Consider the following 25,448-nt stretch of genomic DNA (forward strand, 5'->3'; position numbering starts at 1 on the left):
TTCGGCACTTTTGAGGGAAGCGGACATAGGCGTATAGCGATGTAGCAGTTTTAGAGCTTCTTTCGCTGAGTTTCTGGAAGAAACGCTGTGGCGAAGCCAAGGAGCGGCAGAAATGAGGTCACGCCATAGACCCACACAATGCCGTGTACATCTGCCAACTCACCCAGTCCGGCTGCGCCAATTCCGCCGACGCCGAACATCAGCCCAAACATCAGCCCAGATACCAGTCCCACGCGACCGGGGACGGCCTCCTGTGCGTAGACCACCAGAGCGGCAAAGGCAGATGACATTACCAAGCCTATGACAATGGCGAGGATGGCTGTCCCGGCAAGACCGACATAAGGCAGCGCAAGAGCGAACGGGGCGACGCCAAGAAACGAAATCCAGATGACAGCCTTGCGGCCAATGCGGTCTCCAACAGGTCCTCCTACGAAGGTTCCTGCGGCCACAGCTGCGAGGAACATGAAGAGAAACAGCTGGCTCGTCTGCACGCTGAGCTGAAAGCGCTCAATCAGATAGAACGTGAAGTAGTTGGTGAATGATGCGATGTAGACGAACTTCGCAAACATCAGCACACAGATAACGGAAATCGCACGTATCACGCCAGAGCGGTCCAGCCCCTCGCCATGGCCTTTCGACAGGACCTTGGCTTTAGCTGTTCCGTGATGACGTACCCAGATCGTGAGGCGATACAAAACGAAGATCGCAACCAGTGCGACCACCATGAACCATGCTACGGCTGGCTGACCATGCGGGATAACGATGGCCGCAGTCAGCAAGGGGCCGATGGCGGAGCCGGTGTTACCACCTACCTGAAAAGTGGATTGCGCTGTTCCAAACCTGCCACCCGACGCCAGCCTGGCAATCCGCGAGGCCTCTGGGTGAAAAGTAGCAGAGCCGACGCCCACCACCGCTGCCGCAACCAACAGCATCTCGTAGCTGCTGGCCGTAGCCAAGAGCGCGATTCCGATGAAGGTCATCCCCATGCCCGAAGGAAGCAGGTATGGCTTGGGATGCTTGTCTGTGTACAGGCCGATCCAGGGCTGGAGCAGCGAAGCCGTGACTTGATAGACCAGCGCGATGATTCCGATCTGCCCAAAGCTCAAGGAGAAGCTCTGTTTGAGCATGGGAAAGATCGAAGGCAGCATGGCCTGGATCATGTCGTTGAGAAGGTGGGCAAAGGCAGCGCCCACGACGATAGGGAGAAGGAATCCCTGTGGCTTGGCGTCGGGCACCGCGATGCAAGGTGCTTCCGATGTGGAGAGAGTGGCAGTTCTGACGGTCATGGAAATACAGAGGCAAGTGCGTTGGACCTGAGCCGTTGAACGGCTGAGCTTGGAGATTACGTCCTTGCCGATTGGCTGTCGCACGCTCATCTGCCAATACCTGTAGAGTTTCTGCCATGGCAACGCATCCATCCCATAAACACAAGCAGTACGACAGCCTGGCCTGGCCGGTCGTCGTCATGGAGAGCAGGTGGCCGGTCGGTATGTCCACGGGTTGGCATTCCCACCCCAAAGGCCAGCTTCTCTACGCTACAGAGGGCGTTATGGTGGTGCACACCGACGCGGGGTCTTGGATCGTCCCTCCCAATCGCGCGCTCTGGATAACCACGGGCCTGCGGCATACCGTCACGATGGCCGGTGACGTGCTTATGCGCACGGCGTACATCGATGCCGCGAAGGTAACGACCTTGCCGCATGAGAGCAGCGTCATCAACGTCTCACCCCTGCTGCGCGAACTGCTCGTGGAGGCGGTCCGCATTGCGTTCCACACCGAGCCGAAAGGCCGCGACGCACGGCTTCTGGAATTGCTCATTGATGAGATTCGCGTCTCGACAACCCTTCCGCTTCATCTGCCAATGCCCAAGGATGGGCGGCTTCGCAGCATCTGCGACCAACTTAGCGCAACCCCCTCAGATTCGTCGAATGCCGCGGAATGGGCAGCGTCAATCCATGTGGGAGAGCGAACGTTGCACCGGCTATTTGCCAAGGAGACTGGCATGACGTTCGCTCAATGGCGTGAGCAGGCTAGGCTGCTTCACGCGCTGCGCGGGATTGCTGCAGGTAACAAGGTCATCGAAGTAGCGCTCGACTGCGGCTACGGCAGTGCCAGCGCGTTTGCTGCGATGTTCCGTCGACATTTCGGGGTCTCGCCCTCCAGCTTCTATCAATAGCAAGGCCAGGCTGCGAAGCCCTCAATTCGGCGCGTCCTTTTAACTGACTGCAATTGATGTGTGCGAACGGAGGCTATGGGGCGTGAGCAGCCCTCGGTGGCTGGCTGCTAGCGGTCAAAAGCGGAAGTCAGCTTGATTCATGCAAACCTCTGACGAAAGCTGGCCTACAGAGCTATTCTGGTCAGTGGCCTGGATGGCAGCGGCAATCGAGTGATGGACTGCCATTGGACAGGTAGATATACCCTGTCTATCCTCTGGCACTTTCCCATCCAGCACAGACAGCTATCAAAATGATAAAGCTGTGCTGCAGTTCATACCTCCGCTTCCGGCCGGGTGCCAGGCAACACCAGCTTGCCTTCGCGCATGGCTTGCAGCAGCAGATGGGGGGTGGTGCAAATATGGGCTTCCAGGGCCAGTGCCGCGCGGGCTTCTTGGCCAGCCATGGCGAGCTCGAAGATTTCCTGGTGCTCGGCATGTACATCACGGGTGAGCGCGGGTTGCTCCATGGCATAGCAGCGGTAGCGCTCGCTATGGCGCGCCAACAGGCGCAGCACCTTCAATGTCCAAGGGGATGCATAGCCGGAGAGCAGGGTCTCGTGAAAGCGCAGGTTCAAGGCCTCCCACTGGCGGCGGTTGTCGCTGGATAGCGGTTGCTCGGCCGCCGAGAGTTCGTCATAGCTGGCCTGCAACTGGGCCCGCCAGGCCGCGTCGCCATGGCGTATGGATTCACGAAGCGCATGGGTTTCGATATGTACCCGCAGGCGGGTGATGTCCTGCAGGTCGTCCATGGCGATGGTGGAGACGCGAAAGCCGCGCTGGCCTTCGGTTGTGACCAGGGCATCACTGACCAGGCGCGTCAACGCCTCCCGCAAGGTGCCTGCGCCGACCTCGTAGGCCTGGCGCAGATGCTCTATGCGCAGCTTGCTGCCAGGCAGCAGGCGGCCTTCGACAATGTCGGTGCGCAGCCGGGCATAGGTTTGCTCGGTCAGGGTGCGCGATGCTTCGCCGCCGCTGGATTCAGTCTCGGGCAGGGCCAGGCATTGCATAAAGGATTTCTTGGCCAAGCGTTTACTCCTCGGTGCCTGTGGTGCGTTCGCGGATGCGTGAGAGCCGGTAGCTGAGTTGGGGGCGGGTCATGCCCAGGGCGCGGGCCGCTGCGGCCAGATTGCCGCTGGCGCGGCGCACGGCTTCTTGCAGCAGCCCGTCTTCCAGGGCGTCCAGCGAAAGCCCCTGGTGCTGCATGCTGTCGTACACCCCGGCCGTGTGCAGATCGCCATCTGCGCCGCAGGCCTGGGCCAGATGGCCTTGGTCGTCTATGGTGCTTTGGCCGTTGTCGCTCCACTGGGGGAACAGGCAAGCCACATCGATGGGTTCGCCGGCCGGCGTGAGGATGAGGCCGCGTTCCACCAGGTTCTCCAGCTCGCGCACATTGCCGGGCCAGCTGTGGCCGCGCAGCGCGGTCAGCGCCCGGTCGCTGAAGCCCGGGGCCGGCTTGCCGTGCAAGGCCGAGTATTTCTGCAGCAAATGCATGGCCAGCAGCTCGATATCGTCCACGCGCTCGCGCAGCGCGGGGATGCGTATGGGGTAGACGTTGAGGCGGTAGAGCAGGTCGCGCCGAAAGCGCCCCTGCTCCACGGCTTTTTCCAGGTCCACATTGGTGGCGGCGATCACGCGCACATCGACCTGGGTGCTGCGGTGGCCGCCCAGGCGCTCCACCTCGCCGCTTTGCAGCACGCGCAGCAGCTTGGCCTGGGCGGCCAGGGGCAGCTCGCCCAGCTCGTCCAGCATCAGCGTGCCGCCATGGGCGCGTTCAAAGCGCCCTATGCGCGTGGCCGTGGCGCCGGTGAACGCGCCTTTTTCGGCGCCGAACAGCTCGCTCTCTATCAGGTCGGCGGGCAAGGCCGCGCAGTTCACGGCCACAAAGGGTTTGTCGGCGCGCGGGCTCATGGCATGCAGGGCGCGCGCAAAGCGTTCCTTGCCCACGCCGGTCTCACCCGTGAGCAACACCGTGACCTGGGTGGGAGCAGCCTTGGACAGCAGCTCCAGCGCGGCTTGAAAGGCGCGTGAATGGCCCAGCAAAGGGCCTTGGCTGTCGCAAGGGGCCAGGCCGGTGCGCAAGGCTTCGACCTGGGACTGCAGCTCATCCAGGCGTACCAGCATGGAGTCGGGGTCGTAGTCGCGTGCGATCTGTTCGCCATCGGGCCACTCATGCTGAAACCGGCCCTCTATCAGGCAGTGTGCGTGGCCGCAGGTGGAGCACTGCATTTCCTTGAAAAACACCGGGCGACGGAAGAAAGCGCTGGAGTAACCCGAGGCATAGCCCAGCAGCATCCAGCACGAGGGCTGGTCCTGGGGCCCCATTCGCGCAAATGGATTTCCGCTTCCCAGCTGTGTTCCCAGCGCACCACGCATTGAAAGTGGCCCGCCTGCTCATCGGCCTCAAAGATTTCCGGCGTGGCGCGCACCGCACCCTCCAGCCGGTGCAACTGGGGGCCTACGGCAAACATCTCGAACAGGCTGGCCGTGGGCCGTATCTGGCGTGCCAGCAGCGCATCGCGCTCACCTGCGGCATAGCCGGCACGCAGCAGCAGGCGCCGCGTGTGATCGGGGCCCATGGTGTTCATCATTTCGCGGCGCAGGGCGTGAAGAGAGGCCAGGTGCAGCAGCAACATGCGCTGGCCCGAGAGCCAGATCAGTCCGTCTTCGGTGGAGAAGCGGACCTGGCTGCGCAAATCGGCATCGGAGGGTAGGGCGGGGGGAGTGTGGGGCATGAGAAAACTATCGATAAAACATCGAATTCTGGCTACGGGATTGACCCGCATCCCCGGCCTTGAACTGCTGGCGCAATTGATGAATTGCGAACCTTTGCATGGGGTGCTTGATCATTTGATCATGCTGCACTGCAGTAGGCATTGAAGCATTGTGGCTGCTGTCCTAGGGTTTGCCCGGGAATCGCTGATCCCCAGCTTGCTCAAGCACGCACAAATTTAGGGAGTAACCCTAGATTTATCGATATTTTCATGAACTGGCACGGGCTGTGCAATTGCAAAGGCCATAGACCCGCCAGGAGCCCCTCATGGAAACAAGCACTCTCGATCTTCCCGCCTGCGATCTCACGCGCCGCTCGGTGCGCGTGCTGCAAAAGCGCGCCAACGGTTTTGTGGACTTCGAGTTCTCCGTGGGCTGGCCCGAACTCACGGTGGAGCTGGCCATGACAGAGGCCGACTTTGAGGCCTTCTGCCAGGTCCAGAAAGCCAGGCTGCTCTGACCATCACTCACGCATCCCACGACAACACAGGAGACAAGCCCATGAATATCGAGCTTTCGGCGCGCGAGATACAGCCGCTGCGCCATACCTTTGCCCGCGTGGCAGCCTACACGGGAGACAAGCCCGCGTCGCGCTATCTCGAGGCCACGCTGGGCGTGCAGCCCACACATCACTTCCATTACCGGCCGCTGTGGGAGCCGGAGTTCGAGCTGTTCGACACCGGCCGCACGGCGATCCGCATGGCCGACTGGAACGCGCTGCGCGATCCACGTCAGTACTACTACGCCACCTGGACCATGACCCGTGCCAAGCAGCAGGAGGCCGTGGAAGCCAACTACCAGTTTGTGGAGTCGCGCAATCTGGCGGGCAAGATGTCCGATGCCCTGCGCGCCAAGGCCTGCGATGTATTGATGCCGCTGCGCCATGTGGCCTGGGGCGGCAATATGAACAACAGCCAGATCTGCTCACGCGGCTACGGTACGCCCTTCACGGCTGCGGCCATGATGCATGCCATGGACCATCTGGGCGTGGCCCAGTACCTCACGCGCCTGGGCCTGGTCATGGACGAGCCCGGCGTGCTCGAGGCCGGCAAGAACGACTGGATGCAGCACCCGGCCTGGCAGCCGCTGCGCCATCTGGTGGAAGACCTGCTTGTGGTGCAGGACCCCATGGAGCTGTTCTTAGCCCAGAACATGGTGCTCGACGGACTGCTCTATCCCCTGATCTACAACCACTTCGTGGACGAGCATGTCACGGTGCAAGGCGGCACGGCCGTGGCCATGCTCACGGCCTTCATGCCCGAGTGGCACACCGAGACCGCACGCTGGATCGATGCCGTGGTCAAGGTGGCTGCAGCCGAATCCGCAGATAACCGCAGCCAGCTGTCGCGCTGGTATCTGAGCTATGCCGACCATGCCGGCGTGGCACTGGCCGCCGTGGCCGAACTGGCCCTGGGTGTGCGTGGTGCAGCCGTGCTCAGCGAAGTCCGCCAAAGCCTGGATGCCCGTGCCCGCAAGGCCGGTCTGGACATCTGAGGAGCAGCGCCATGAGCACATCTGCCAGCACCCCCGTCTCCAAGGTGTTCATCGCCTTTCAGGACAACGAGGAATCGCGCCCCGTGGTGGACGCCATCCTCGCCGACAACACCCACGCCCAGGCCGTGTACTCGCCTGGTCTCGTGAAGATCGACGCCCCCGGCCGCCTGGTCATACGTCGCGCCAGCATTGAAGAGCAGACCGGTCGCCCCTACGAGCTGCAGCAGATCCAGATCAATCTGGTCACGCTGTCCGGCCATGTGGATGAGGACGACGACGAATTCTCCCTGAGCTGGAACCAGTAAGAGCCGCTCACCGAACACCACCAGACAACGCCATCCAAGGAGACACCATGGACGCACCCGTAATCAAGAAAAAGCTGGGCCTCAAGGACCGCTACACCGCCATGACACGTGGCCTGGGCTGGGAGACCAGCTACCAGCCCATGGACAAGGTCTTCCCCTATGACAAGTTCGAGGGCATCAAGATCCACGACTGGGACAAGTGGGAAGACCCCTTCCGCCTGACCATGGACGCCTACTGGAAGTACCAGGGCGAAAAAGAGAAAAAGCTCTACGCCGTGATCGAGGCCTTTGCCCAGAACAACGGCCAGTTGGGCGTGACCGATGCGCGCTATCTCAACGCGCTCAAGCTGTTCATTCAGGGCGTGGTGCCGCTGGAGTATTACGCCCACCGCGGTTTTGCCCATGCGGGCCGGCATTTCACCGGTGCGGGGGCACGCGTGGCGGCGCAGATGCAGTCCATCGACGAGCTGCGCCACTTCCAGACCGAGACCCATGCGCTGTCCAACTACAACAAGTACTTCAACGGCATGCACAGCTCCAGCCACTGGTTCGACCGGGTCTGGTTTCTGTCGGTGCCCAAGTCTTTTTTTTGAAGATGCGCTGAGCGCAGGCCCGTTCGAGTTCCTCACGGCAGTGAGCTTCTCCTTCGAATATGTGCTGACCAATCTGCTGTTCGTTCCCTTTATGTCGGGCGCGGCGCATAACGGCGATCTGTCCACCGTGACCTTTGGCTTCTCGGCGCAAAGCGATGAGTCGCGCCATATGACGCTGGGCATCGAATGCATCAAGTTCATGTTGGAGCAGGACCCGGGCAATGTGCCCATCGTGCAGCGCTGGATCGACAAATGGTTCTGGCGCGGCTACCGCGTGCTGACCCTGGTGGCCATGATGCAGGATTACATGCTGCCCAAGCGTGTGATGAGCTGGAAGGAAGCCTGGGAGATGTATGCCGAGGAAAACGGCGGCGCTCTGTTCCGCGACCTGGCGCGCTACGGCATCCGCGAGCCCGCAGGCTGGAAGCTGGCCTGCGAAGGCAAGGACCACATCAGCCACCAGGCCTGGAACATCTTCTACAACTACACGGCGGCCGCACCTTTTCACACCTGGGTGCCCGGCGAGCAGGAGATGCAGTGGCTGTCCGAAAAATACCCGGACAGCTTTGACAAGCACTACCGTCCCCGCCTGGAGCACTACCGTGCCGAGCAGCAGGCCGGCAAGCGCTTTTACAGCAAGACCCTGCCCATGCTGTGCACCACCTGCCAGATCCCTATGGGCTTCACCGAGCCCGGTGACGCCACCAAGATCTGCTATCGCGAGTCCGACTACGAGGGCAGCAAATACCACTTCTGCAGCGACGGCTGCAAGCATGTCTTCGACGACGAGCCCGAGAAGTATGTTCAGTCCTGGCTGCCCGTGCACCAGATCTACCAGGGCAACTGCTTCAAGCCCGATGTGGATCCCACGGCCGAAGGCTTTGACCCGCTGGCTGCCGTGCTGGATTGGTACGGCATGAATGTGGGCCGCGACAACATGGACTTTGAGGGATCGGAGGACCAGCGCAATTTTGCGGCCTGGCGCGGCGATCCGCCACCGGCAACCTCGGCCAACAACGCAGCCAGTAAGGCTTCCGCCAACCCCAGCCAGGAGGCCCAGTCATGAGCGTCACCGCACTCAAGCCCTATCGCTTTCCCGCCAAGGATGTGCGCGAGAACTTTCCCGCGCCTCTGCTCTATATCGGCTGGGAAGACCACCTGATGTTCTGCTCGCCCGTGGCCCTGCCGCTGCCGCCCGATATGCCTTTCGGTGCGCTGGCCCAGGCCGTGCTGCCCGATGTCTATGGCGCCCACCCCGACTTTGCACGCATCGACTGGAGCGAGGTGCTGTGGTTCAAGTCGGGCCAGCCCTGGTCGCCCGATGCGTCCAAGTCGCTGGCCGACAACGGCCTGACGCACAAGGATGTGATCCGCTTTCGCACCCCGGGCCTGATCGGCATCCAAGGCTCTTGCAGCTAACCACCCTGGCGGTTGCAGCGCTGGCCTGGCCGGCGCTGCAGGAATGAGAGCGAGACGATATGAGCTACCAACTGACCTTAGAACCCCTGGGCGCCTCGATTGAAGTGGAGGAAGGCCAGACCCTGCTGGACGCCGCTCTGCGCCAGGGTATTTACATTCCCCACGCCTGCGGCCACGGCCTGTGCGGCACCTGCAAGGTCCAGGTTTGCGACGGCGAGGTGGACCACGGCGCGGCCAATCCTTTCGCGCTGATGGACATGGAACGCGAGGACGGCATGACGCTGGCCTGCTGTGCCACGCTGCAGTCCGATGCCACCATCGAGGCCGATTTCGAGGACGAGCCCGATGCACAAATCATCCCCGTGCGCGACTTCGCGGCCACAGTGGTGCGCATCGTCGATCTGACGCCCACCATCAAGGCTCTGCACCTGCGCCTGGACCAGTCCATGCGCTACCAGGCTGGCCAGTATGTGCAGCTGCGCATACCCGGTCTGAGCGAGGAGCAGGGCGGCTCGCGCGCTTTTTCCATCGCCAACGCGCCTGGCGCCGATGGCTGCGCCCAGGAAATCGAGCTCAATGTGCGCCTGGTGCCGGGCGGTGCGGGAACGGGCTGGCTGCACGAGCATCTGAGCGAAGGTGACAGCCTGCAGCTGGCCGGGCCCTATGGACGCTTTTTTGTGCGCCATTCGGCACGCCAGCCCATGGTCTTCATGGCTGGGGGCTCGGGGCTTTCCAGCCCACGCGCCATGATTTTGGAGCTGCTGGCCAATGGTTGCGAGCAGCCCATCACTCTGGTCTACGGCCAGCGCTCGCGCGAGGAGCTGTACTACGACGACGAGTTTCGCGCCCTGGCCGCGCAGCACCCGCATTTCACCTACATCCCCGCGATATCGGGCGAGGACTGCGGGGATTGGCAAGGCGCGCGTGGCTTTGTGCACGAGGCTGCGCAAGCCCATTTCCAAGGCGGCTTTGCGGGTTGCAAAGCCTATCTGTGCGGGCCACCACCCATGGTCGAGGCCTGTATTTCCACCCTGATGCAGGGCCGGCTGTTTGAGCGCGACATCTACACCGAGAAATTCCTCTCGGCCGCCGATGCGCAAGGCGCGCGCAGCCCCTTGTTCAAGCGTGTCTGAGGCCGCCATGCCAGCCATGCAAAACGTGCAAGTCAGCGTGGAGCAAACCGGCGATACCTATGCCTGCGGCACCCACGAAAGCTTGCTGAGTGGCATGTTGCGTCTGGGGCGCAAAGGCATTCCGGTGGGCTGCGTCAACGGTGGCTGCGGCGTCTGCAAGGTGCAGGTGCTCGAAGGTGCGGTACGCCATCTGGGCCCCGTGAGCTGTGCCCATGTGAGCGATCTCGAACGCGATCAGGGCTACACCCTGGCCTGTCGTGTAGCCCCGCTGGAGGCCGTACGCATTGCGGTGGCACAGCGCCTGCACAAACCATTTTTTCTGCGGGCGGCTTCCCCGGCGCCCACAACCCACGACACACCAACAAGCAACTAAGGAGACAAACATGGGTGTAATGCGAATCGGCCACGCCAACTTGCGCGTGATGGACATGGAGGCTGCGCTCAAGCACTACGAAAACGTGCTGGGCATGAAGGTCACGCTGCGCGATGCAGCGGGCAATGTCTACCTCAAATGTTGGGACGAGTGGGACAAGTATTCCCTCATCCTTACGCAAAGTGATCGCGCCGGCCTCAACCATGTGGCCTACAAGGTGCAAAACGATGCCGACCTCGACAGCCTGCAGGCACGCATCGAGGCCTGGGGTGTGAAGACCACCATGCTGCCCGAAGGCAGCCAGCCCACGGTGGGCCGCATGCTGCAGTTCAATCTGCCCAGCGGCCATGAGATGCGCCTGTACGCCAAGAAGGAGTGCGTGGGCACGGACGTGGGCTCTCTGAACCCCGACCCTTGGCCCGATGGCCTCAAGGGCGCAGGCGCGCACTGGATAGATCACTGTCTGCTGATGTGCGAGATGAATCCCGAGGCCGGTATCAACACCGTGGAGGACAACACCCGCTTCATGGCAGAGTGCATGGACTTCTTCCTGACCGAGCAGATTCTGGTCGGCCCCGAAGGCAAGATGCAGGCCGCAACCTGGATGGCGCGCTCCACCACGCCGCACGACATCGCCTTTGTGGGCGGCCCCACCTCGGGCCTGCACCACATTGCCTTCTTTCTGGACTCCTGGCACGACGTGCTCAAGGCCGCCGACGTCATGGCCAAGAACAAGGTGCGCATCGACGTGGCTCCCACGCGCCACGGCATCACGCGCGGCGAGACGATTTACTTCTTCGACCCCAGCGGCAACCGCAACGAGACCTTTGCCGGCCTGGGCTATTTGGCCCAGCCCGATCGCCCCGTGACCACCTGGAGCGAGGACCGTCTTGGCAGCGGCATTTTCTATCACACGGGTGAGCTCGTGGCGTCATTTACGGATGTGTACACCTGAAAGGGAACACCCCCTGAGGCGCTTTGCGCCTTCCCCCCGCTCTTCGCATCGCAAGCGATGCGGGCAGGGGGACGCTGCCAGCGCTGCGGGGCGGCGCTTGCGCGGCAGCCCTCATATGGGCCGCGCCAGTTTTTGGCGTAGCCCCCTGCACAGCCCCATGGACCCCCGAGACATCTGTGAACCCACAAGAAAGAGATAGAGATGAACCACAAGATTGCATCTGCTGCCCTGGCCCTGCTGGGTACGCTGGCAGCCTCGGCCGTGCAGGCCGAAGGCCATTACGTCCCCGGTGTAGAGGGCATGCAGGGCCCCAGTGTGCCGCCGCCCGGCGTGTACTACCTGGGCTATATGGTGAACTACAGCATCGACGATTTCCGCGCGCCGGGTAGCAGCGACAACCTGCCCGGCAACAACCGTGGAACCGTGACGGCCCTGGCCAACCGTTTTGTCTGGATCACCAACTACAAGCTGCTCGGCGCCGACTACGGCATGGAGGCCATCGTGCCGGTGATGCGTACCTCACTCACGGTGAATGCGGCCGGCATTTCCGATAGCCGTTCGGGCGTGGGCGACGTTTATCTGGGTCCGCTGGTGCTGGGCTGGCATGGCCCGCAGTGGGACGCTGTGGCCGGTGCCGGTATCTGGCTGGATTCGGCCAGCAGCCGCGACCCGGCTTCGCCAGGCAAAGGTTACAAAAGCACCATGCTCACCGGTGGCCTGACCTATTACTTTGACGCTGCCAAGACCATTTCGGCCTCGGGTTTGATGCGTTTTGAGCGCAACGGCAAGAACGATATGGGCTTTCGCAACGGTAACCAGGTGACGCTGGAATGGGGTCTGGGCAAGCATTTTGGTGCCGTGCAAGCCGGCCTGGTGGGTTACAGCCAGTGGCAGATCAGCGATGACAAAGGCCCGGGTGCCACGGGCCAGCATTCCTCGCGCCATGCACTGGGCGCCGAGCTGGTCTACCCGGTGCCGGGTGCAGGCGTGTTCCTCAAGGGCGCGGTCTACAAGGAAGTCAGCGCCACGGCCGGCACGGGGGCCCTGCCCAAGGGTTCGCTGGTGCGCTTCACAGTAGTCAAAGCATTTTGAGGAGGCTTGACATGCTGGACTCACTGATGGTTTCTCAGCCCGTGATCCGCACCGAAGCTGCTTTGCGCGCCGTGGGTGCGGCCGTAGCCAAGGCAGTGGAATTGGGCGTGCGTGTCAATGTGGCCGTGGTGGATGTGGCCGGGGTGCAGGCCGCGTTTGTACGCATGACGGGCGCACCCTTGCACTCCATGGACATCGCCACGGACAAGGCCTATACGGCCGTGAGCTTTGGCCTGCCCACGGGCCAGTGGCATGAGGCCTTGGCCCGGCATTCGCCGGCCGTGCGCCAGGGCCTGGTCCTGCGACCGCGTTTTGTGGGCTTTGGTGGTGGGCGGCCCATTGTGGTGGAGGGCGCGCGCATTGGCGGCATCGGGGTGTCCGGCGGCAGCGAGCAGCAGGACGAGATCATTGCCGAGGCCGGCCTGCAGGCCCTGGGCCTGGTCGAGGACCAGCAAGGTGGCTAAAACCTGGCGCCTGCCTGCCCCTCCAGGCCTAGGTTTTGCCCTGGCCCGCAAAGGTGCGCACCATGTCCAAAAAGGCCGCCAGCACTGGCGATGCATCGTCGCTGCGGTACAGGCAGCTGAGCTCGATGTCACGCAAGTGGCGCGAGTGCAGCGGCCGGTATTCCACGCCGGGCAGACGCAGGCTGGTGGCCGAACGCGTGGTGATGCAGGCGCCAAAACCGCCTGCCACCAAAGCCACGCAGGTCAGCACATCTTCCACCGACTGGGCTACGTTCAGACGCAGGCCCTCGCGGTGGAAGGCATTGCTGACTTCCTGGGCCAGGCCATGCAAAGAGAGATTGGGGTAGAGGATCATGGGCTCATTGTCGAGCTCGGACAGTGCGACCTCGTCGTGCTCGCACAGCCTGTGCGTGGCCGGCAGGCCCACGACCAGGGCTTCCTTGAGCACGGTCTGCACGCCTATGCCAGGTTCGGCAGGCACCAGCCGGTTGAAGCCAATGGTGATTCTGCGTTCGCGCAGCGCCTGCAGTTGCTCGTCCTTGGTCTGGTTGTGCAGCGCTATGCGCACCTCGGGCCTGGCCTGGTGAAACGCCGCCAGCAGGCGCGGAATCACGTCCAGCACGCCGGAGCCAAAAATGCCCACGTCCAGCTGGCCAGTCAGTCCCTGACCGGCTCTTTGCGTGCGCTCGCGGGCGCGCTCGGCCAGCGACAGGATGTTGGGCACCTCGTCCAGCAGGGTTTGGCCTGCCGCCGTCAGCTCCACGCCCTTGGGCGTGCGCACAAACAACTCGGTGCCCAGCTCCTCTTCGATGGCACGTATCTGCCGCGTCAGCGGTGGCTGGGCCATGTGAAGCCGGGCCGCGGCCCGGCCGAAATTCAGCTCCTCTGCCAGCGCCAGAAAGTACCTCATCTGCCTCAAGTCCACGGGGTAGCTCCTTAATACCTTATAGGTATTGATTTTGGAAAATTCAGTATTGGACAGTATTGAACACCGAATTTATCGTTGCTGCAAAAGCATGCGTGACAGGAAGAAAACCATGAAAGACATCCAGAACTTCATCAACGGTGCCTACGTTTCCACGGGGCGCAGCTTCGACAAGCACTCACCGCTCACGGGCCAGGTGATTGCCAAGGTGCATGAGGCCGGCCGCAGCGAAGTCGATGCCGCCGTGGCTGCAGCGCGCACTGCGTTGAATGGACCCTGGGGCCGTATGAGCGTGGCCGAGCGCGTGGAAAAACTCTATGCCGTGGCCGATGGCATCAACCGCCGCTTCGAGGAGTTTCTGGCTGCCGAATGTGCGGACACGGGCAAGCCGCGCAGTGTGGCCAGCCATATCGACATTCCGCGTGGTGCGGCCAACTTCAAGATCTTTGCCGACGTGGTCAAGAACGTGCCCACGGAGTTCTTCGAAATGGCCACGCCGGACGGGCGCGGTGCGATCAACTACGGCCACCGTGGCCCGGTGGGCGTGGTGGGCGTGATCTGCCCGTGGAATCTGCCCCTGCTGCTGATGACCTGGAAGGTCGGCCCGGCCCTGGCCTGCGGCAACACCGTGGTGGTCAAGCCTTCCGAGGAATCGCCCCAGACTGCAGCCCTGCTGGGCGAGGTCATGAACGAGGCTGGCATTCCGCCCGGCGTCTACAACGTGGTCCATGGTTTCGGCCCCGATTCGGCCGGCGAGTTCGTCACCAGCCACCCTGGCGTGGATGCCATCACCTTCACCGGCGAGACGCGCACTGGCGAGGCCATCATGAAGGCTGCGGCCAAGGGAGCACGCCCCGTGAGCCTGGAGATGGGGGGCAAGAACGCCGCCATCGTCTTTGCCGACTGCGATTTCGACGCGGCTATCGAAGGCACGTTGCGCTCGGCCTTTGTCAACAGCGGCCAGGTCTGCCTGGGCACGGAGCGCGTCTATGTGGAGCGCCCGATTTACGAACGCTTTGTGGCCGCGCTGAAGCAGCAGATCGAGGGTTGGAAGATCGGCGTGCCCGAAGACGACGACACCAAGCTGGGCCCGCTGATCAGCAAGGAGCATCAGGCCAAGGTGCTGTCGTATTACCAACTGGCGGTGCAGGAAGGTGCCACCGTGGTCACCGGCGGCGGCGTGCCCGACCTAGGCGCCCAGTATGCGGACGGCGCCTGGGTGCAGCCCACGATCTGGACCGGCCTGCCCGAGACGGCACGCGTCATCAAGGAAGAGATCTTTGGTCCCTGCTGCCATATCGCCCCCTTCGATACCGAAGAAGAGGTGCTGACCAAGGCCAATGACAACGTCTACGGCCTGGCCAGCGCCGTCTGGACGCAAGACCTGGCCCGCGCACACCGTGTGGCCCAGCGCATGCATGTGGGCATTTCCTGGGTCAACAGCTGGTTTCTGCGCGATCTGCGCACGCCTTTTGGCGGTGCCAAGCAATCGGGCATCGGCCGCGAAGGCGGTGTGCATTCGCTGGAGTTCTACACGGAGCTGAAGAATGTCTGCATCAAACTCTGAGCGAAATCCGGAGCTGGCGCAGTCCATCGCCGCCGCTGGCATTCGTACCAATTACCACGACCTGGGCAGCGGTCATCCCGTGCTGCTGATCCACGGCTCGGGTCCGGGTGTTTCGGCCTGGGCCAATTGGCGGCTGGTAATGCCTGCGCTGGCCGAGCGTGCGCGCGTGATCGCGCCTGACATGGCGGGCTTCGGCTACAGCGAACGACCCGATGGCTTCGCCTATGGCATGGACGCCTGGGTCGAACAGGCCGTGGGCCTGCTCAATGCGCTGGGAATCGCCCGGGCTGATCTTGTGGGCAATTCGTTCGGCGGAGGCCTTGCGCTGGCACTGGCGATCCGCCATCCCGAGCGCGTGCGCCGCCTTGTGCTCATGGGCAGTGTGGGCGTTCCGTTCGAGCTCACGCCGGGGCTGGACGCAGTCTGGGGCTACGAGCCGTCCATAGACGCCATGCGCCAGTTGCTGGATATCTTTGCCTACGACCGGAGCATCGTGAACGACGAGCTGGCGCGCCTGCGCTACGAGGCCAGCATCCGGCCCGGCTTTCACGAATCGTTCTCGGCCATGTTTCCCGCACCGCGCCAGCGCTGGGTCGATGCGCTGGCGAGCCGCGAAGAAGACATCCGCCGCATTCCGCATGAAACGCTGATCGTGCATGGCCGCGAGGACCGCGTGATCCCGCTGGCCAACTCGATCACCTTGTCTGACTGGATTGCGCGATCGCAACTGCACGTCTATGGCCATTGCGGGCACTGGACGCAGATTGAGCACAGCGCCCGTTTTGCACGCCTGGTAGCCGATTTCCTGGCCGAAGCCGACGCTGATGAACCCCATCCCTTAGCCGATTGAACCTATGAACACCGAACTGCAAGAAAAGCTGGGCGACGAGCTGTACGAGGCACTGTCGCAGCGTCGGGTGCTCGAACCATTGAGCACCCGCTACCCCGATATCGGCATCGCGGATGCCTACGAGGTGCAGCAGCACATGCTCGCGCGGCGCATTGCTGCGGGTGAGCGCGTGGTTGGCAAGAAGATAGGCGTGACCTCCAAGGTCGTGATGGACATGCTGGGCGTGTTCCAGCCCGACTTTGGCTGGCTCACCGATGGCATGGTCTTCAACGAGGGTGAGGCCGTATCGGCGAGCAGCCTGATACAGCCCAAGGCCGAGGGCGAGATCGCCTTTTTGCTCAAGAAAACGCTCCAGGGACCGGGCGTGACGGCAGCCGATGTGCTGGCCGCCACCGAGGGGGTGATGGCCTGTTTCGAGATCGTCGACTCCCGCATCCGCGACTGGAAGATCAAGATCCAGGACACGGTGGCCGACAACGCCAGCTGCGGCGTCTTTGTGCTGGGCGATCGCCTGGTCGACCCGCGCGATGTGGACCTGGCCACCTGCGGCATGGTGCTGGAGAAAAACGGCGAGATCGTGGCCACGGGCGCGGGCGCTGCCGCCCTGGGCCATCCGGCCAATGCCGTGGCCTGGCTGGCCAACACCCTGGGCGCTCACGGCATTGCGCTGGAGGCCGGGGAGGTAGTGCTTTCCGGCTCGCTGGCCGCCATGGTGCCGGTCAAGGCCGGGGACAACCTGCGCGTGACCATAGGTGGAATAGGTAGTTGTTCTGTGAGGTTTGTTTAAGCGTCAAACCTGCCCCCAGGTCGCATGAACGGGCGCGTTCCAAGGTCAGGGACAGAGAGCAAGGGCCTAGGCGGCCCCGCCGCCCCGCAGCGAGGCTGTCGTCCCCCTTCCGCGAAGCGAGAGAGGGGGAAGGCGCGCAGCGACTCAGGGGGTGTTATTTCAAAACTGGAGACAAAAGAGATGAAAAAAATCAAATGCGCGCTGATCGGGCCGGGCAATATCGGCACCGACCTATTGGCCAAGCTGCAGCGCAGCCCCGTGCTGGAGCCGGTGTGGATGGTGGGCATAGACCCCGATTCCGATGGTTTGAAGCGGGCGCGTGAAATGGGCATCAAGACCACGGCTGAGGGCGTGGATGGACTGCTGCCGCATATGCACGCCGATGGCGTGCAAATCGTGTTCGACGCCACCAGCGCCTATGTGCATGCAGAGAACTCGCGCAAGGTCAACGAGCAGGGAGCGCTGATGATTGACCTCACGCCGGCGGCCATAGGCCCTTTCTGCGTGCCCCCGGTCAACCTGATGCAGCACCTGGGCAGCGGCGCCATGAATGTGAACATGGTCACCTGCGGGGGGCAGGCCACCATCCCCATGGTGGCGGCGGTGAGCCGTGTTCAGGCCGTGGCCTATGGCGAGATCGTGGCCACCGTGTCCTCCAAGTCCGTGGGACCGGGCACGCGCAAGAACATTGACGAATTCACGCGCACCACGGCAGGTGCCGTGGAGAAGGTAGGCGGTGCCAAGAAAGGCAAGGCCATCATCGTCATCAACCCGGCCGAACCCCCTTTGATGATGCGCGACACCGTGCACTGCCTGACTGAGGACGAGCCCGACCAGGCCGCCATCACCGCCTCCATCCACCAGATGCTGGCCGAGGTGCAGAAATACGTGCCCGGTTACCGCCTGGTCAACGGCCCGGTGTTTGACGGCAAGCGCGTCTCCGTCTTCCTCGAGGTCGAAGGCCTTGGCGACTACCTGCCCAAGTACGCGGGCAATCTGGACATCATGACCGCCGCCGCCGCGCGCACGGCCGAGATGTTCGCCGAACAAGTGCTGGCCGGCAAGCTCACGCTCGCACCAATGGCCCCCGTAGCCGCCTGAAGGAGAGGCAACATGGAACTCAAAGGCAAGAAGATCACCGTCCACGACATGACGCTGCGTGACGGCATGCACCCCAAGCGCCATCTGATGACGCTGGAACAGATGAAGAGCGTGGCCCAGGGCCTGGATGCGGCCGGCGTGCCGCTGATCGAGGTCACGCACGGCGACGGCCTGGGCGGAGCCTCGGTGAACTACGGCTTTCCCGCGCACAGCGACGAGGAATACCTGTCCACCGTGATCCCGCTGATGAAGCAGGCCAAGGTCTCGGCCCTGCTGCTGCCTGGCATAGGCACCGTGGACCACCTGCAGATGGCGCATGAGCTGGGCGTGTCCACCATCCGCGTGGCCACACATTGCACCGAGGCCGATGTGAGCGAGCAGCACATCACGGCCGCACGCAAGCTGGGCATGGACACCGTGGGCTTTTTGATGATGGCGCATATGAACAGCGCCGAAGGTCTGGTCAAGCAGGCCAAGCTGATGGAAGGCTATGGCGCCAACTGCGTCTATGTGACCGACTCGGCAGGCTATCTGCTGCCCGACCAGGTCAAGGAGCGCATTGCCGTTGTGCGCGCTGCGCTCAAGCCCGAGACTGAGCTGGGCTTTCACGGCCACCACAACCTGGCCATGGGCGTGGCGAATTCCATCGCCGCCGTGGAAGCTGGCGCCAACCGCATCGATGCGGCGGCCGCAGGCCTGGGCGCCGGTGCGGGCAACACCCCCATGGAAGTGCTGGTGGCCGTGTGCGAGCGCATGGGAATTGAGACCGGCGTTGATGTCTGGAAGATTCAGGATGTGGCCGAAGACCTGGTCGTGCCGCTGATGGATTTCCCCATTCGCGTGGACCGCGATGCGCTGACCCTGGGCTATGCGGGCGTGTACGGCAGCTTTTTGCTGTTCGCCAAGCGGGCCGAGAAGAAGTACGGCATTCCGGCGCGTGATCTGCTGGTCGAGCTGGGCCGGCGCGGCATGGTCGGCGGCCAGGAAGACATGATCGAAGACACGGCGCTGACCATGGCGCGTGCGCGCGGGATCAAGGTCGCAGCATGAAGCGCCGCGCCCTGCTCAATGCATCGGCGGCCTGAGGCCTTGCCCGCCCACTCATTTTCAATATTCGGAGCACCACATGGCACTTTACCCCGCAACCATTGAACAACTGGCCGAGCATTTGGAGACCTGCGAACTGCAGGCCCACGATACCTTGAAGATCACCGACGCCCATCCCGATATGGACTGGGACGATGCCTACGCCATTCAGGCCGCCATCCTGGCGCGCAAGCTGGCGCGCGGCGCGCGCGTGGTGGGCCTCAAGGCCGGGCTGACCTCGCACGCCAAGATGAAGCAAATGGGCGTCACCGACCCGGTGTTCGGCTTTCTGGTGGACTACTTCAGTGTGCCTGATGGCGGCACGGTCAAGACCTCGGAGCTGATCCACCCCAAGGTGGAGCCCGAGATCGCCTTTGTGCTCAAGCATGCACTCAAAGGGCCTGGCTGCCACATCGGCGCCGTGCTGGCAGCCACCGACTTTGTGATGCCCGGCATCGAGGTCATTGACAGCCGCTACCGCGACTTCAAGTTCGACCTCAAGAGCGTGGTGGCCGACAACACCTCGGCCGCGCGCTTTGTGGTCGGTGGCCAGCCTCTGCGCCCCGACGCCGTGGACCTGCGCACCGTGGGCCTGGTGCTGGAGAAAAACGGCCAGCCCGTGGCCATGGGGGCCGGTGCGGCGGTGCTGGGCCACCCGGCTGCGGCCATTGCCATGCTGGCCAACCACCTGGGCCGGCGTGGCCAGGAAATTCCGGCGGGCAGCCTGATTTTGTCGGGCGGCGCTACCGAGGCCGTGGCCGTGGCCGCTGGCGACCATGTTTGTTTGCGCGTGCAGGGGATGGGCAGCACCTCGATTCAGTTCGCCCCCTAAGTCGCTTCGCATCTTCCCTCTCTCTCTCTCTCTCTCTCTCTCTCTCTTGGGGAGGGGGAAGATGCCCTCGCTACGGGGCGGCCCTTGCTCGGCCTCCCAGGCCTGAGCCGCGCCGGGCTTGTGAAGTAGGAGGGCGCTTGAACCCGCCCCACAACGGGAAGGCAGCGCTTCAGGCAAGGGGTTGCAACAGCACTAAGAGTTGTCTTGGCGCCTCCAAATGATGCGCACCATCAAGTTTTTTCAGAACGACAACGGAGACAAGCAATGCAAAGAAGAGAATTGATGACAGCGGTCGCCATGGCTGCCATGGCCATGGGCCTGCCTGGGCGCGCCCTGGCGCAGGCCGGCTATCCCACGCGCCCGGTGCGCATGATCGTGCCGTTTCCTGCGGGCGGCCCCACGGACGTCATGGGCCGCGCGGCTGCCAAGGCCATGTCCGACAAGCTGGGCCAGCCCTTTGTGGTGGAAAACAAGGCTGGGGCCGGCGGCAATATCGGCACGGACGCCGTGGCCAAGGCAGCAACTGACGGCTACACCATAGGGCTCACAGCCATCAGCAGCCTGGCCATTGCGCCCCACCTGTACAACAGCGTGCCTTTTGATGTGGAGAAGGACTTGCGCCCCATCTCCCTGGTCGGCACCACGCCTTGCGCGCTGGTGATCAACCCGGGCGCGCCGTTCTCCGACCTCAAGGGCATGGTGGCCTATGCCAAGGCCAATCCCGGCAAGGTGAATTACGCGACCTCGGGCATTGGCACCAGCAACCATCTGGCGGCCGAATTGCTGCAGTCTGTGGCCGGAATCCAGCTGACCAATGTGCCCTACAAGGGCTCGAGCCAGATCGTGCCCGATCTGCTGTCGGGCACAGTAATGATGAGCATGGAAAGCTCGCTGGCCACGACCTTGCAGCACATCAAGGCTGGCAAGCTGCGGGCCATTGCCGTGACCTCGCCCCAGCGTTCCAAGGCCTTGCCCGATGTGCCCACGGTGGCCGAGTCGGGCTACCCCGGCTTCGAGGTCGAGACCTGGTTCGGCCTGGTCGCACCGGCCGCCACGCCCCAGGCCGTAATCACCAAGCTGCAGCAGGCGTGGGAGGTCGGTGCCAAGACGGGCGAGGTACAGCAGGCCTTTGACAACATCTCGGGCAATCTGCGCGTCAACACGCCGCAGCAGTTCGCCGATTTCATTCGCGCTGAGAACAAGCGCTGGGGAGACTTGATTCGCAAGTTGGGGATAAAAGCTTAACCCCCTGAGTCGCCTGAGGCGCCTTCCCCCCAGGGGACGACGCCTTCGCCGCGAGGCGGCTCTTGCTTTGCGTCTCTGAGTTGGGCTCTGCCGGTTTTTTGGCGCTGCGCCTCTTGCCTTGCCCCCTCGCCCCTTCGGGGAGAGGGGGCAAGTCAGCGCCGCGCAATCGATAACGACTGATAGAAAAAGGAAGTTCTATGCCATTCGCACAAATCTACATGATTGAAGGCCGCAGCGAGGAACAGAAAAAGGCGGTGATCGAAAAGGTTACCCAGGCCCTGGTCGAGGCCGTTGACGCTCCCGCCGCCAATGTGCGGGTCTGGATACACGATGTGCCCAAGGAGAACTGGGGCATTGCCGGCGTCAGTGCCAAAGAGCTGGGACGCTGACCGGGCGGAGGCTCTACCTCTCTTGATCGTCTCGGTCTTAAATTCTTCAGGGTAGATCGACCAGAGTCTGTAGATGGTTCAAAGCCTCCTATTTCCGTTCCAGTAGGAGCACTTGGATGTACGGTCCCGGGAAGTCATGGTGCATTTTTCAGACTGGAACAGCAGAAAGCACTATGGCAATCCGCCCGTATGGCAGCGCCCGCACAACGCTGCGTAGCTGTCGGCGTCAATGTTCGGATGGCCGTTATGGAGCGGTGACCGATAGGTTGCGATGCGGCTACGAACAGCGGCAATCGCTGCACAGCAGTAGATCAACGAGGTTTGAGCGGCTGCAACCGGTCGATAGCTGCCTTGGAACATTAGCGACTCTCGGTTGCGGCCATTGTCTGCCTGCGACCTGAACGACGGCTAACGCAGTTGGCTGACACTGGTGCTGCTGGATATGATGTACCAATAGCTTGTTGTCCCGCTTCGAGGCTGGGAAGCTGTGGTGGCCACACTATTGCCACTCTGGGCAGGAAAACAGCCTCACATGCAGCTTGCAGCTCCTGGACGAACTGTTGACGTCGCTCGCCAACGCCTGAGGATTCCCTCTCAACACAGACCTTGAAAGTCTCAAATGTCCAAGAAAATCTTCGTCAATCTGCCCGTCGCTGACCTGCCGAAGGCCAAGTCCTTCTATGAAGCAATCGGCGCCGTCAACAACCCGCAGTTCAGTGACAACACCGCTGCCTGCATGGTCGTCTCCGACAGCATCTACGTGATGCTGCTCACCCACCCGAAGTGGGCCACGTTCACCCAAAAGCCTATCGTCGACGCCCATGCTGCCAGCGAAGTCATGTTGTGCCTGAGCGCCGACGACCGCGCGGCCGTCGACAGCGTGGTTGAGGCTGCTTCTGCTCACGGCGGCAAGGCGGACGTGAACCCCTTGCAAGACCTCGGCTTCATGTATGGCCGCAGCTTCGAGGACGTAGACGGCCACATCTGGGAAATCATGTTTATGGACATGAGCCAGATGCCTCAAGGCTGACGCAACCTTGACCATCGGCAACGCCATAGACGTCTTCTAGCGCTGCCTGCGCGGCAATGTGCTGGCCACCTGCTCAGGCCGGTAGCACTAGTCTGTGGCCTTCGCTGACAGCCGACTTCTCCGGCTGAGACCGCATATCGGGGTGTCCGCTTCGTGGCATATCCGAGCACTCACACTATCGACCAGAGGCAGTCACTCGGTGCTGAACTCCATGAGCGATCATTGGCATTCTGCGGTCCTAAAACGGTGCCCATTTTTTGAACATTAATACATTAATTCAACAATTGATGTATTATTAACTAATGCAAGAAGCAAACGTCATCCGCTCGCTCTCCGCTCTGGCCCATGAGGCCCGATTGCGCGTATTTCGGGCCCTTGTTGTGGCCGGGCCTGAAGGCCTGACACCTAGTGCATTAGCTGAGCAGCTAGGCATCGCGCCGAATGCACTGTCCTTTCATTTGAAAGAGCTTTTTCATGCCGACCTGGTCAGCCAGGAACGGCAGGGCCGAAACGTGCTCTATCGCGCGGCCTTCCCCGTGATGAACGATCTGGTGGCATATCTCACCGAGAACTGCTGCCAGGGCGCGGTTTGTACCGATGACGCCGCTATGCCATGCCAGTGCTAGACGTCGCTGCAAGCTTTTCCCACACCCAAGTCCTGCTGCCAAAACCATGTCTGACAACAAAGCTCCCCTGAACGTCCTGTTCCTGTGCACTCACAACTCGGCACGCAGCATCTTGGCCGAGGCCTTGCTCAACGATATGGGTCAAGGCCGTTTTAAGGCCTATTCGGCGGGCAGCAGCCCCCGAGAGAATCAACAACCCAATCCGCTGGGGCTGCAAGTGCTGCAAAAGGCCGGTGTCTCGGTAGATGGTTTGCGCAGCAAGAGCTGGGACGAGTTTGCCGTTTCTGGCGCGCCGCATATGGATCTGATCATCACCGTGTGCGACAACGCCGCTGGCGAAGTCTGTCCGTTTTGGCCTGGTCACCCCGCCACGGCGCATTGGGGCTACCCGGACCCCTCGGAAGGCGATGCCTCTGACGAGGCAAAGCTGGAAGCCTTCCGGCAGACGATGCACATGATTCGTTGTCGCCTGGAGCTATTGGTGAACCTGCCGGCGCAAAAGCTGGAGCAGGCTGTGCTGCAGTCTACGGCGCGTGAACTCTCTTCGCACTGAATCCCGTTACTGCCATTGCGATCCAGATCCAAAGTCTGGATTGCAGTACCAGGCTTCACTGACGTCCGCACGCTGTGGGCGGCACTGATGCCGACTCATAGCTTTTCTAGGACCTATACGTCATGTTGGCGGCCATCCTGATTTTCATCTTCACCCTGACGCTGGTTATCTGGCAGCCACGCGGCCTTGGTATTGGTTGGAGCGCCTCGATTGGGGCCGGTATCGCGCTGCTGATGGGAGTCGTGCACTTGGCTGATATTCCGGTGGTCTGGCATATCGTCTGGAATGCCACGGCGACCTTTGTCGCCGTCATTATCATCAGCCTTTTGCTGGATGAGGCCGGTTTCTTCGAATGGGCTGCATTGCACTTTGCCCGCTGGGGTGGTGGCAGTGGAGTCAAGCTGTTTGCTTTCATCGTGCTGCTGGGGGCCGCCGTTTCGGCCCTGTTCGCCAATGACGGAGCCGCCCTGATTCTCACGCCCATCGTGATGGCCATGCTGGTGGCGTTGGGCTTTTCTCCGGCAGCAACGCTGGCATTTGTCATGGCCGCCGGGTTTATTGCCGACACAGCGAGTCTGCCGCTGATTGTCTCCAATCTGGTGAATATCGTCTCCGCCGACTTTTTCAAGATCGGCTTCAACGACTACGCATCGGTGATGGTGCCGGTCAACATCGCCTCGGTCCTGGCCAGCCTCGGTGTGCTGCTGCTGTTTTTCCGACGCGATATTCCTGCCACCTACGATGTGGCCCAGCTCAAACAGCCGTCGGCTGCGATCAAGGATGTGGCCACCTTCCAGGCTGGCTGGGTCGTGCTGGTCTTGCTTCTGGTCGGCTTCTTCGCGCTGGAGCCCCTGGGCGTCCCTGTCAGTGCTGTGGCAGCCGTGGGAGCTGCGATCTTGCTGGCGGTGGCTGCGCGTGGCCATGTCATCAGCACCAGGAAAGTGCTTCATGGCGCTCCGTGGCAGATCGTGGTGTTCTCGCTGGGGATGTACCTGGTGGTCTATGGGCTGCGCAACGCGGGGCTTACGGATTACATCGCCATGTTGCTGAACCAGTTTGCAGCCGGTGGCGTGTGGGCCGCTTCACTGGGCACAGGCGTGCTGTCTGCGGTGCTGTCTTCCATCATGAACAACATGCCCACGGTCTTGATCGGAGCCTTGTCCATCGATGCGTCCACAGCCAGCGGTGCTGTCAATGAGGCCATGGTGTACGCCAATGTGATTGGCTGCGATCTGGGTCCCAAGATCACGCCGATTGGCAGCTTGGCCACCTTGCTGTGGCTGCATGTGCTGGGCAAGAAAGGCACAACGATTGGCTGGGGCTACTACCTCAAAGTCGGCGCGGTACTGACTCTGCCCGTGCTGCTCATTACCCTTGCCGCCCTGGCCTTGCGGCTCAGCGTGGCGCCATGAATCTTTGCAACGGAAATCTTGCGCTATGAGCGACATCACGATTTACCACAACCCTTCTTGCGGCACCTCCCGCAATGTTCTGGCCCTGATCCGCAACAGCGGGGAAGAGCCCACGGTCATTGAATACCTCAGGACGCCTCCTGATCGCGCCACGCTGGCGGGCCTGATCCAGGCCATGGGCATGCCAGTGCGCGATGTGTTGCGCCAAAAAGGTACGCCGTATGACGAGCTTG

26 protein-coding genes and 2 pseudogenes are annotated in these 25,448 nt (G+C 62.3%); 24 read left to right on the top strand and 4 right to left on the bottom strand.

Going from position 1 to position 25,448, the window contains the following annotated elements:
* Nucleotides 1-50: 50 nt before the first annotated feature.
* Complete coding sequence (locus tag V8Z78_RS10265) at nucleotides 51-1,376, bottom strand: MFS transporter (protein WP_349731316.1); 1,326 nt, start codon at nucleotides 1,374-1,376, stop codon at nucleotides 51-53.
* A gap of 26 nt (nucleotides 1,377-1,402) precedes the next feature.
* Here V8Z78_RS10265 and V8Z78_RS10270 point away from each other — a divergent pair, with 26 nt between their 5' ends.
* Nucleotides 1,403-2,176: an AraC family transcriptional regulator gene (locus V8Z78_RS10270; RefSeq protein ID WP_046462203.1), complete on the top strand. Its 774-nt coding sequence runs from the start codon at nucleotides 1,403-1,405 to the stop codon at nucleotides 2,174-2,176.
* 311 nt (nucleotides 2,177-2,487) lie between these two features.
* Here the strand turns inward: V8Z78_RS10270 and V8Z78_RS10275 are convergent, their stop codons facing one another.
* Nucleotides 2,488-3,240, bottom strand: a complete 753-nt coding sequence (locus V8Z78_RS10275) for a GntR family transcriptional regulator (protein ID WP_046462202.1) — start codon at nucleotides 3,238-3,240, stop codon at nucleotides 2,488-2,490.
* 4 nt (nucleotides 3,241-3,244) lie between these two features.
* Nucleotides 3,245-4,947: pseudogene (locus V8Z78_RS10280) on the bottom strand (sigma 54-interacting transcriptional regulator).
* A 305-nt stretch (nucleotides 4,948-5,252) separates the two neighbouring features.
* Here V8Z78_RS10280 and V8Z78_RS10285 point away from each other — a divergent pair.
* The 10 genes and pseudogenes from V8Z78_RS10285 to V8Z78_RS10330 all read left to right on the top strand — a co-directional run bounded on the left by V8Z78_RS10285 (nucleotide 5,253) and on the right by V8Z78_RS10330 (nucleotide 12,812).
* On the top strand, nucleotides 5,253-5,444 hold the full coding sequence (locus V8Z78_RS10285) for a phenol hydroxylase subunit (RefSeq protein WP_003066655.1): 192 nt from the start codon (nucleotides 5,253-5,255) through the stop codon (nucleotides 5,442-5,444).
* 41 nt (nucleotides 5,445-5,485) lie between these two features.
* Nucleotides 5,486-6,478, top strand: coding sequence for an aromatic/alkene monooxygenase hydroxylase subunit beta (locus V8Z78_RS10290; protein WP_046462199.1), 993 nt, complete (start codon nucleotides 5,486-5,488; stop codon nucleotides 6,476-6,478).
* A gap of 11 nt (nucleotides 6,479-6,489) precedes the next feature.
* The gene (locus tag V8Z78_RS10295; RefSeq protein WP_003066653.1) at nucleotides 6,490-6,783 is read left to right on the top strand and encodes an MmoB/DmpM family protein; all 294 of its coding nucleotides are present in this window, start codon (nucleotides 6,490-6,492) and stop codon (nucleotides 6,781-6,783) included.
* Between the two features lie 47 nt (nucleotides 6,784-6,830).
* Nucleotides 6,831-8,442: pseudogene (locus V8Z78_RS10300) on the top strand (aromatic/alkene/methane monooxygenase hydroxylase/oxygenase subunit alpha).
* Nucleotides 8,439-8,795 (top strand): phenol hydroxylase subunit P4, encoded by a 357-nt coding sequence (locus V8Z78_RS10305; RefSeq protein ID WP_179626528.1) that lies wholly within the window; start codon nucleotides 8,439-8,441, stop codon nucleotides 8,793-8,795. The pseudogene V8Z78_RS10300 and the gene V8Z78_RS10305 overlap by 4 nt, the downstream one beginning before the upstream one ends.
* Nucleotides 8,796-8,854: 59 nt before the next feature.
* Complete coding sequence (locus tag V8Z78_RS10310; RefSeq protein WP_057092686.1) at nucleotides 8,855-9,928, top strand: NADH:ubiquinone reductase (Na(+)-transporting) subunit F; 1,074 nt, start codon at nucleotides 8,855-8,857, stop codon at nucleotides 9,926-9,928.
* Nucleotides 9,929-9,935: 7 nt separating this feature from the next.
* Nucleotides 9,936-10,301, top strand: coding sequence for a 2Fe-2S iron-sulfur cluster binding domain-containing protein (locus tag V8Z78_RS10315; protein ID WP_046462195.1), 366 nt, complete (start codon nucleotides 9,936-9,938; stop codon nucleotides 10,299-10,301).
* 10 nt (nucleotides 10,302-10,311) lie between these two features.
* Nucleotides 10,312-11,256 (top strand): catechol 2,3-dioxygenase, encoded by a 945-nt coding sequence (locus V8Z78_RS10320; RefSeq protein ID WP_046462194.1) that lies wholly within the window; start codon nucleotides 10,312-10,314, stop codon nucleotides 11,254-11,256.
* 201 nt (nucleotides 11,257-11,457) lie between these two features.
* The gene (locus V8Z78_RS10325; protein ID WP_057092685.1) at nucleotides 11,458-12,348 is read left to right on the top strand and encodes a SphA family protein; all 891 of its coding nucleotides are present in this window, start codon (nucleotides 11,458-11,460) and stop codon (nucleotides 12,346-12,348) included.
* Nucleotides 12,349-12,359: 11 nt separating this feature from the next.
* Nucleotides 12,360-12,812, top strand: coding sequence for a GlcG/HbpS family heme-binding protein (locus V8Z78_RS10330; RefSeq protein WP_349731317.1), 453 nt, complete (start codon nucleotides 12,360-12,362; stop codon nucleotides 12,810-12,812).
* Between the two features lie 28 nt (nucleotides 12,813-12,840).
* Here V8Z78_RS10330 and V8Z78_RS10335 read toward each other — a convergent pair whose 3' ends face one another.
* A complete protein-coding gene (locus tag V8Z78_RS10335) occupies nucleotides 12,841-13,737 on the bottom strand; it encodes a LysR family transcriptional regulator (RefSeq protein ID WP_349731318.1) in 897 nt (298 codons plus the stop codon).
* 112 nt (nucleotides 13,738-13,849) lie between these two features.
* Between V8Z78_RS10335 and V8Z78_RS10340 the strand changes: the two genes are divergently transcribed.
* The 13 genes from V8Z78_RS10340 to V8Z78_RS10400 all read left to right on the top strand — a co-directional run.
* Nucleotides 13,850-15,304 (top strand): 2-hydroxymuconic semialdehyde dehydrogenase, encoded by a 1,455-nt coding sequence (locus V8Z78_RS10340; protein ID WP_057092683.1) that lies wholly within the window; start codon nucleotides 13,850-13,852, stop codon nucleotides 15,302-15,304.
* A complete protein-coding gene (locus V8Z78_RS10345; protein ID WP_256630910.1) occupies nucleotides 15,285-16,154 on the top strand; it encodes an alpha/beta fold hydrolase in 870 nt (289 codons plus the stop codon). The genes V8Z78_RS10340 and V8Z78_RS10345 overlap by 20 nt, the downstream gene beginning before the upstream one ends.
* Before the next feature lie 4 nt (nucleotides 16,155-16,158).
* Nucleotides 16,159-16,941 carry a 2-oxopent-4-enoate hydratase gene (gene dmpE / locus V8Z78_RS10350; RefSeq protein ID WP_349731319.1) on the top strand — a complete coding sequence of 261 codons (783 nt, stop codon included), beginning with the start codon at nucleotides 16,159-16,161 and terminating at the stop codon, nucleotides 16,939-16,941.
* Nucleotides 16,942-17,121: 180 nt separating this feature from the next.
* On the top strand, nucleotides 17,122-18,042 hold the full coding sequence (aphF, locus tag V8Z78_RS10355) for an acetaldehyde dehydrogenase AphF (protein ID WP_046462188.1): 921 nt from the start codon (nucleotides 17,122-17,124) through the stop codon (nucleotides 18,040-18,042).
* Nucleotides 18,043-18,054: 12 nt separating this feature from the next.
* Nucleotides 18,055-19,092 carry a 4-hydroxy-2-oxovalerate aldolase AphG gene (gene aphG, locus V8Z78_RS10360; protein ID WP_003066639.1) on the top strand — a complete coding sequence of 346 codons (1,038 nt, stop codon included), beginning with the start codon at nucleotides 18,055-18,057 and terminating at the stop codon, nucleotides 19,090-19,092.
* 76 nt (nucleotides 19,093-19,168) lie between these two features.
* Nucleotides 19,169-19,960 (top strand): 2-oxo-3-hexenedioate decarboxylase, encoded by a 792-nt coding sequence (dmpH, locus tag V8Z78_RS10365; RefSeq protein ID WP_046462187.1) that lies wholly within the window; start codon nucleotides 19,169-19,171, stop codon nucleotides 19,958-19,960.
* A 264-nt stretch (nucleotides 19,961-20,224) separates the two neighbouring features.
* Entirely contained in the window at nucleotides 20,225-21,205 is a 981-nt protein-coding gene (locus tag V8Z78_RS10370; protein ID WP_179626522.1) for a tripartite tricarboxylate transporter substrate binding protein, read from the top strand.
* Nucleotides 21,206-21,384: 179 nt separating this feature from the next.
* Nucleotides 21,385-21,594 carry a 2-hydroxymuconate tautomerase gene (thmT, locus tag V8Z78_RS10375; RefSeq protein WP_269446744.1) on the top strand — a complete coding sequence of 70 codons (210 nt, stop codon included), beginning with the start codon at nucleotides 21,385-21,387 and terminating at the stop codon, nucleotides 21,592-21,594.
* A gap of 619 nt (nucleotides 21,595-22,213) precedes the next feature.
* Nucleotides 22,214-22,624 (top strand): VOC family protein, encoded by a 411-nt coding sequence (locus V8Z78_RS10380; protein WP_046462185.1) that lies wholly within the window; start codon nucleotides 22,214-22,216, stop codon nucleotides 22,622-22,624.
* Nucleotides 22,625-22,926: 302 nt separating this feature from the next.
* A complete protein-coding gene (locus V8Z78_RS10385) occupies nucleotides 22,927-23,250 on the top strand; it encodes an ArsR/SmtB family transcription factor (RefSeq protein ID WP_003066631.1) in 324 nt (107 codons plus the stop codon).
* A 46-nt stretch (nucleotides 23,251-23,296) separates the two neighbouring features.
* Nucleotides 23,297-23,803: an arsenate reductase ArsC gene (locus tag V8Z78_RS10390; RefSeq protein WP_003066630.1), complete on the top strand. Its 507-nt coding sequence runs from the start codon at nucleotides 23,297-23,299 to the stop codon at nucleotides 23,801-23,803.
* A 122-nt stretch (nucleotides 23,804-23,925) separates the two neighbouring features.
* Complete coding sequence (locus V8Z78_RS10395; protein ID WP_349731320.1) at nucleotides 23,926-25,215, top strand: arsenic transporter; 1,290 nt, start codon at nucleotides 23,926-23,928, stop codon at nucleotides 25,213-25,215.
* Nucleotides 25,216-25,240: 25 nt separating this feature from the next.
* On the top strand, nucleotides 25,241-25,448 hold a 208-nt coding region (locus V8Z78_RS10400), incomplete at its 3' end, for an ArsC/Spx/MgsR family protein (RefSeq protein ID WP_349731321.1).

The organism is Comamonas sp. wu1-DMT (assembly GCF_040187805.1).
In the GTDB taxonomy this organism is placed as follows: domain Bacteria; phylum Pseudomonadota; class Gammaproteobacteria; order Burkholderiales; family Burkholderiaceae_C; genus Comamonas; species Comamonas thiooxydans.

Coding starts and splice junctions, on each gene's coding strand:
- V8Z78_RS10265 (WP_349731316.1), bottom strand. CDS start 1,376: ATGAGCGTGCGACAGCCAATCGGCAAGGACGTAATCTCCAAGCTCAGC.
- V8Z78_RS10270 (WP_046462203.1), top strand. CDS start 1,403: ATGGCAACGCATCCATCCCATAAACACAAGCAGTACGACAGCCTGGCC.
- V8Z78_RS10285 (WP_003066655.1), top strand. CDS start 5,253: ATGGAAACAAGCACTCTCGATCTTCCCGCCTGCGATCTCACGCGCCGC.
- V8Z78_RS10290 (WP_046462199.1), top strand. CDS start 5,486: ATGAATATCGAGCTTTCGGCGCGCGAGATACAGCCGCTGCGCCATACC.
- V8Z78_RS10295 (WP_003066653.1), top strand. CDS start 6,490: ATGAGCACATCTGCCAGCACCCCCGTCTCCAAGGTGTTCATCGCCTTT.
- V8Z78_RS10305 (WP_179626528.1), top strand. CDS start 8,439: ATGAGCGTCACCGCACTCAAGCCCTATCGCTTTCCCGCCAAGGATGTG.
- V8Z78_RS10310 (WP_057092686.1), top strand. CDS start 8,855: ATGAGCTACCAACTGACCTTAGAACCCCTGGGCGCCTCGATTGAAGTG.
- V8Z78_RS10315 (WP_046462195.1), top strand. CDS start 9,936: ATGCCAGCCATGCAAAACGTGCAAGTCAGCGTGGAGCAAACCGGCGAT.
- V8Z78_RS10320 (WP_046462194.1), top strand. CDS start 10,312: ATGGGTGTAATGCGAATCGGCCACGCCAACTTGCGCGTGATGGACATG.
- V8Z78_RS10325 (WP_057092685.1), top strand. CDS start 11,458: ATGAACCACAAGATTGCATCTGCTGCCCTGGCCCTGCTGGGTACGCTG.
- V8Z78_RS10330 (WP_349731317.1), top strand. CDS start 12,360: ATGCTGGACTCACTGATGGTTTCTCAGCCCGTGATCCGCACCGAAGCT.
- V8Z78_RS10340 (WP_057092683.1), top strand. CDS start 13,850: ATGAAAGACATCCAGAACTTCATCAACGGTGCCTACGTTTCCACGGGG.
- V8Z78_RS10345 (WP_256630910.1), top strand. CDS start 15,285: ATGTCTGCATCAAACTCTGAGCGAAATCCGGAGCTGGCGCAGTCCATC.
- dmpE (WP_349731319.1), top strand. CDS start 16,159: ATGAACACCGAACTGCAAGAAAAGCTGGGCGACGAGCTGTACGAGGCA.
- aphF (WP_046462188.1), top strand. CDS start 17,122: ATGAAAAAAATCAAATGCGCGCTGATCGGGCCGGGCAATATCGGCACC.
- aphG (WP_003066639.1), top strand. CDS start 18,055: ATGGAACTCAAAGGCAAGAAGATCACCGTCCACGACATGACGCTGCGT.
- dmpH (WP_046462187.1), top strand. CDS start 19,169: ATGGCACTTTACCCCGCAACCATTGAACAACTGGCCGAGCATTTGGAG.
- V8Z78_RS10370 (WP_179626522.1), top strand. CDS start 20,225: ATGCAAAGAAGAGAATTGATGACAGCGGTCGCCATGGCTGCCATGGCC.
- V8Z78_RS10380 (WP_046462185.1), top strand. CDS start 22,214: ATGTCCAAGAAAATCTTCGTCAATCTGCCCGTCGCTGACCTGCCGAAG.
- V8Z78_RS10385 (WP_003066631.1), top strand. CDS start 22,927: ATGCAAGAAGCAAACGTCATCCGCTCGCTCTCCGCTCTGGCCCATGAG.
- V8Z78_RS10390 (WP_003066630.1), top strand. CDS start 23,297: ATGTCTGACAACAAAGCTCCCCTGAACGTCCTGTTCCTGTGCACTCAC.
- V8Z78_RS10395 (WP_349731320.1), top strand. CDS start 23,926: ATGTTGGCGGCCATCCTGATTTTCATCTTCACCCTGACGCTGGTTATC.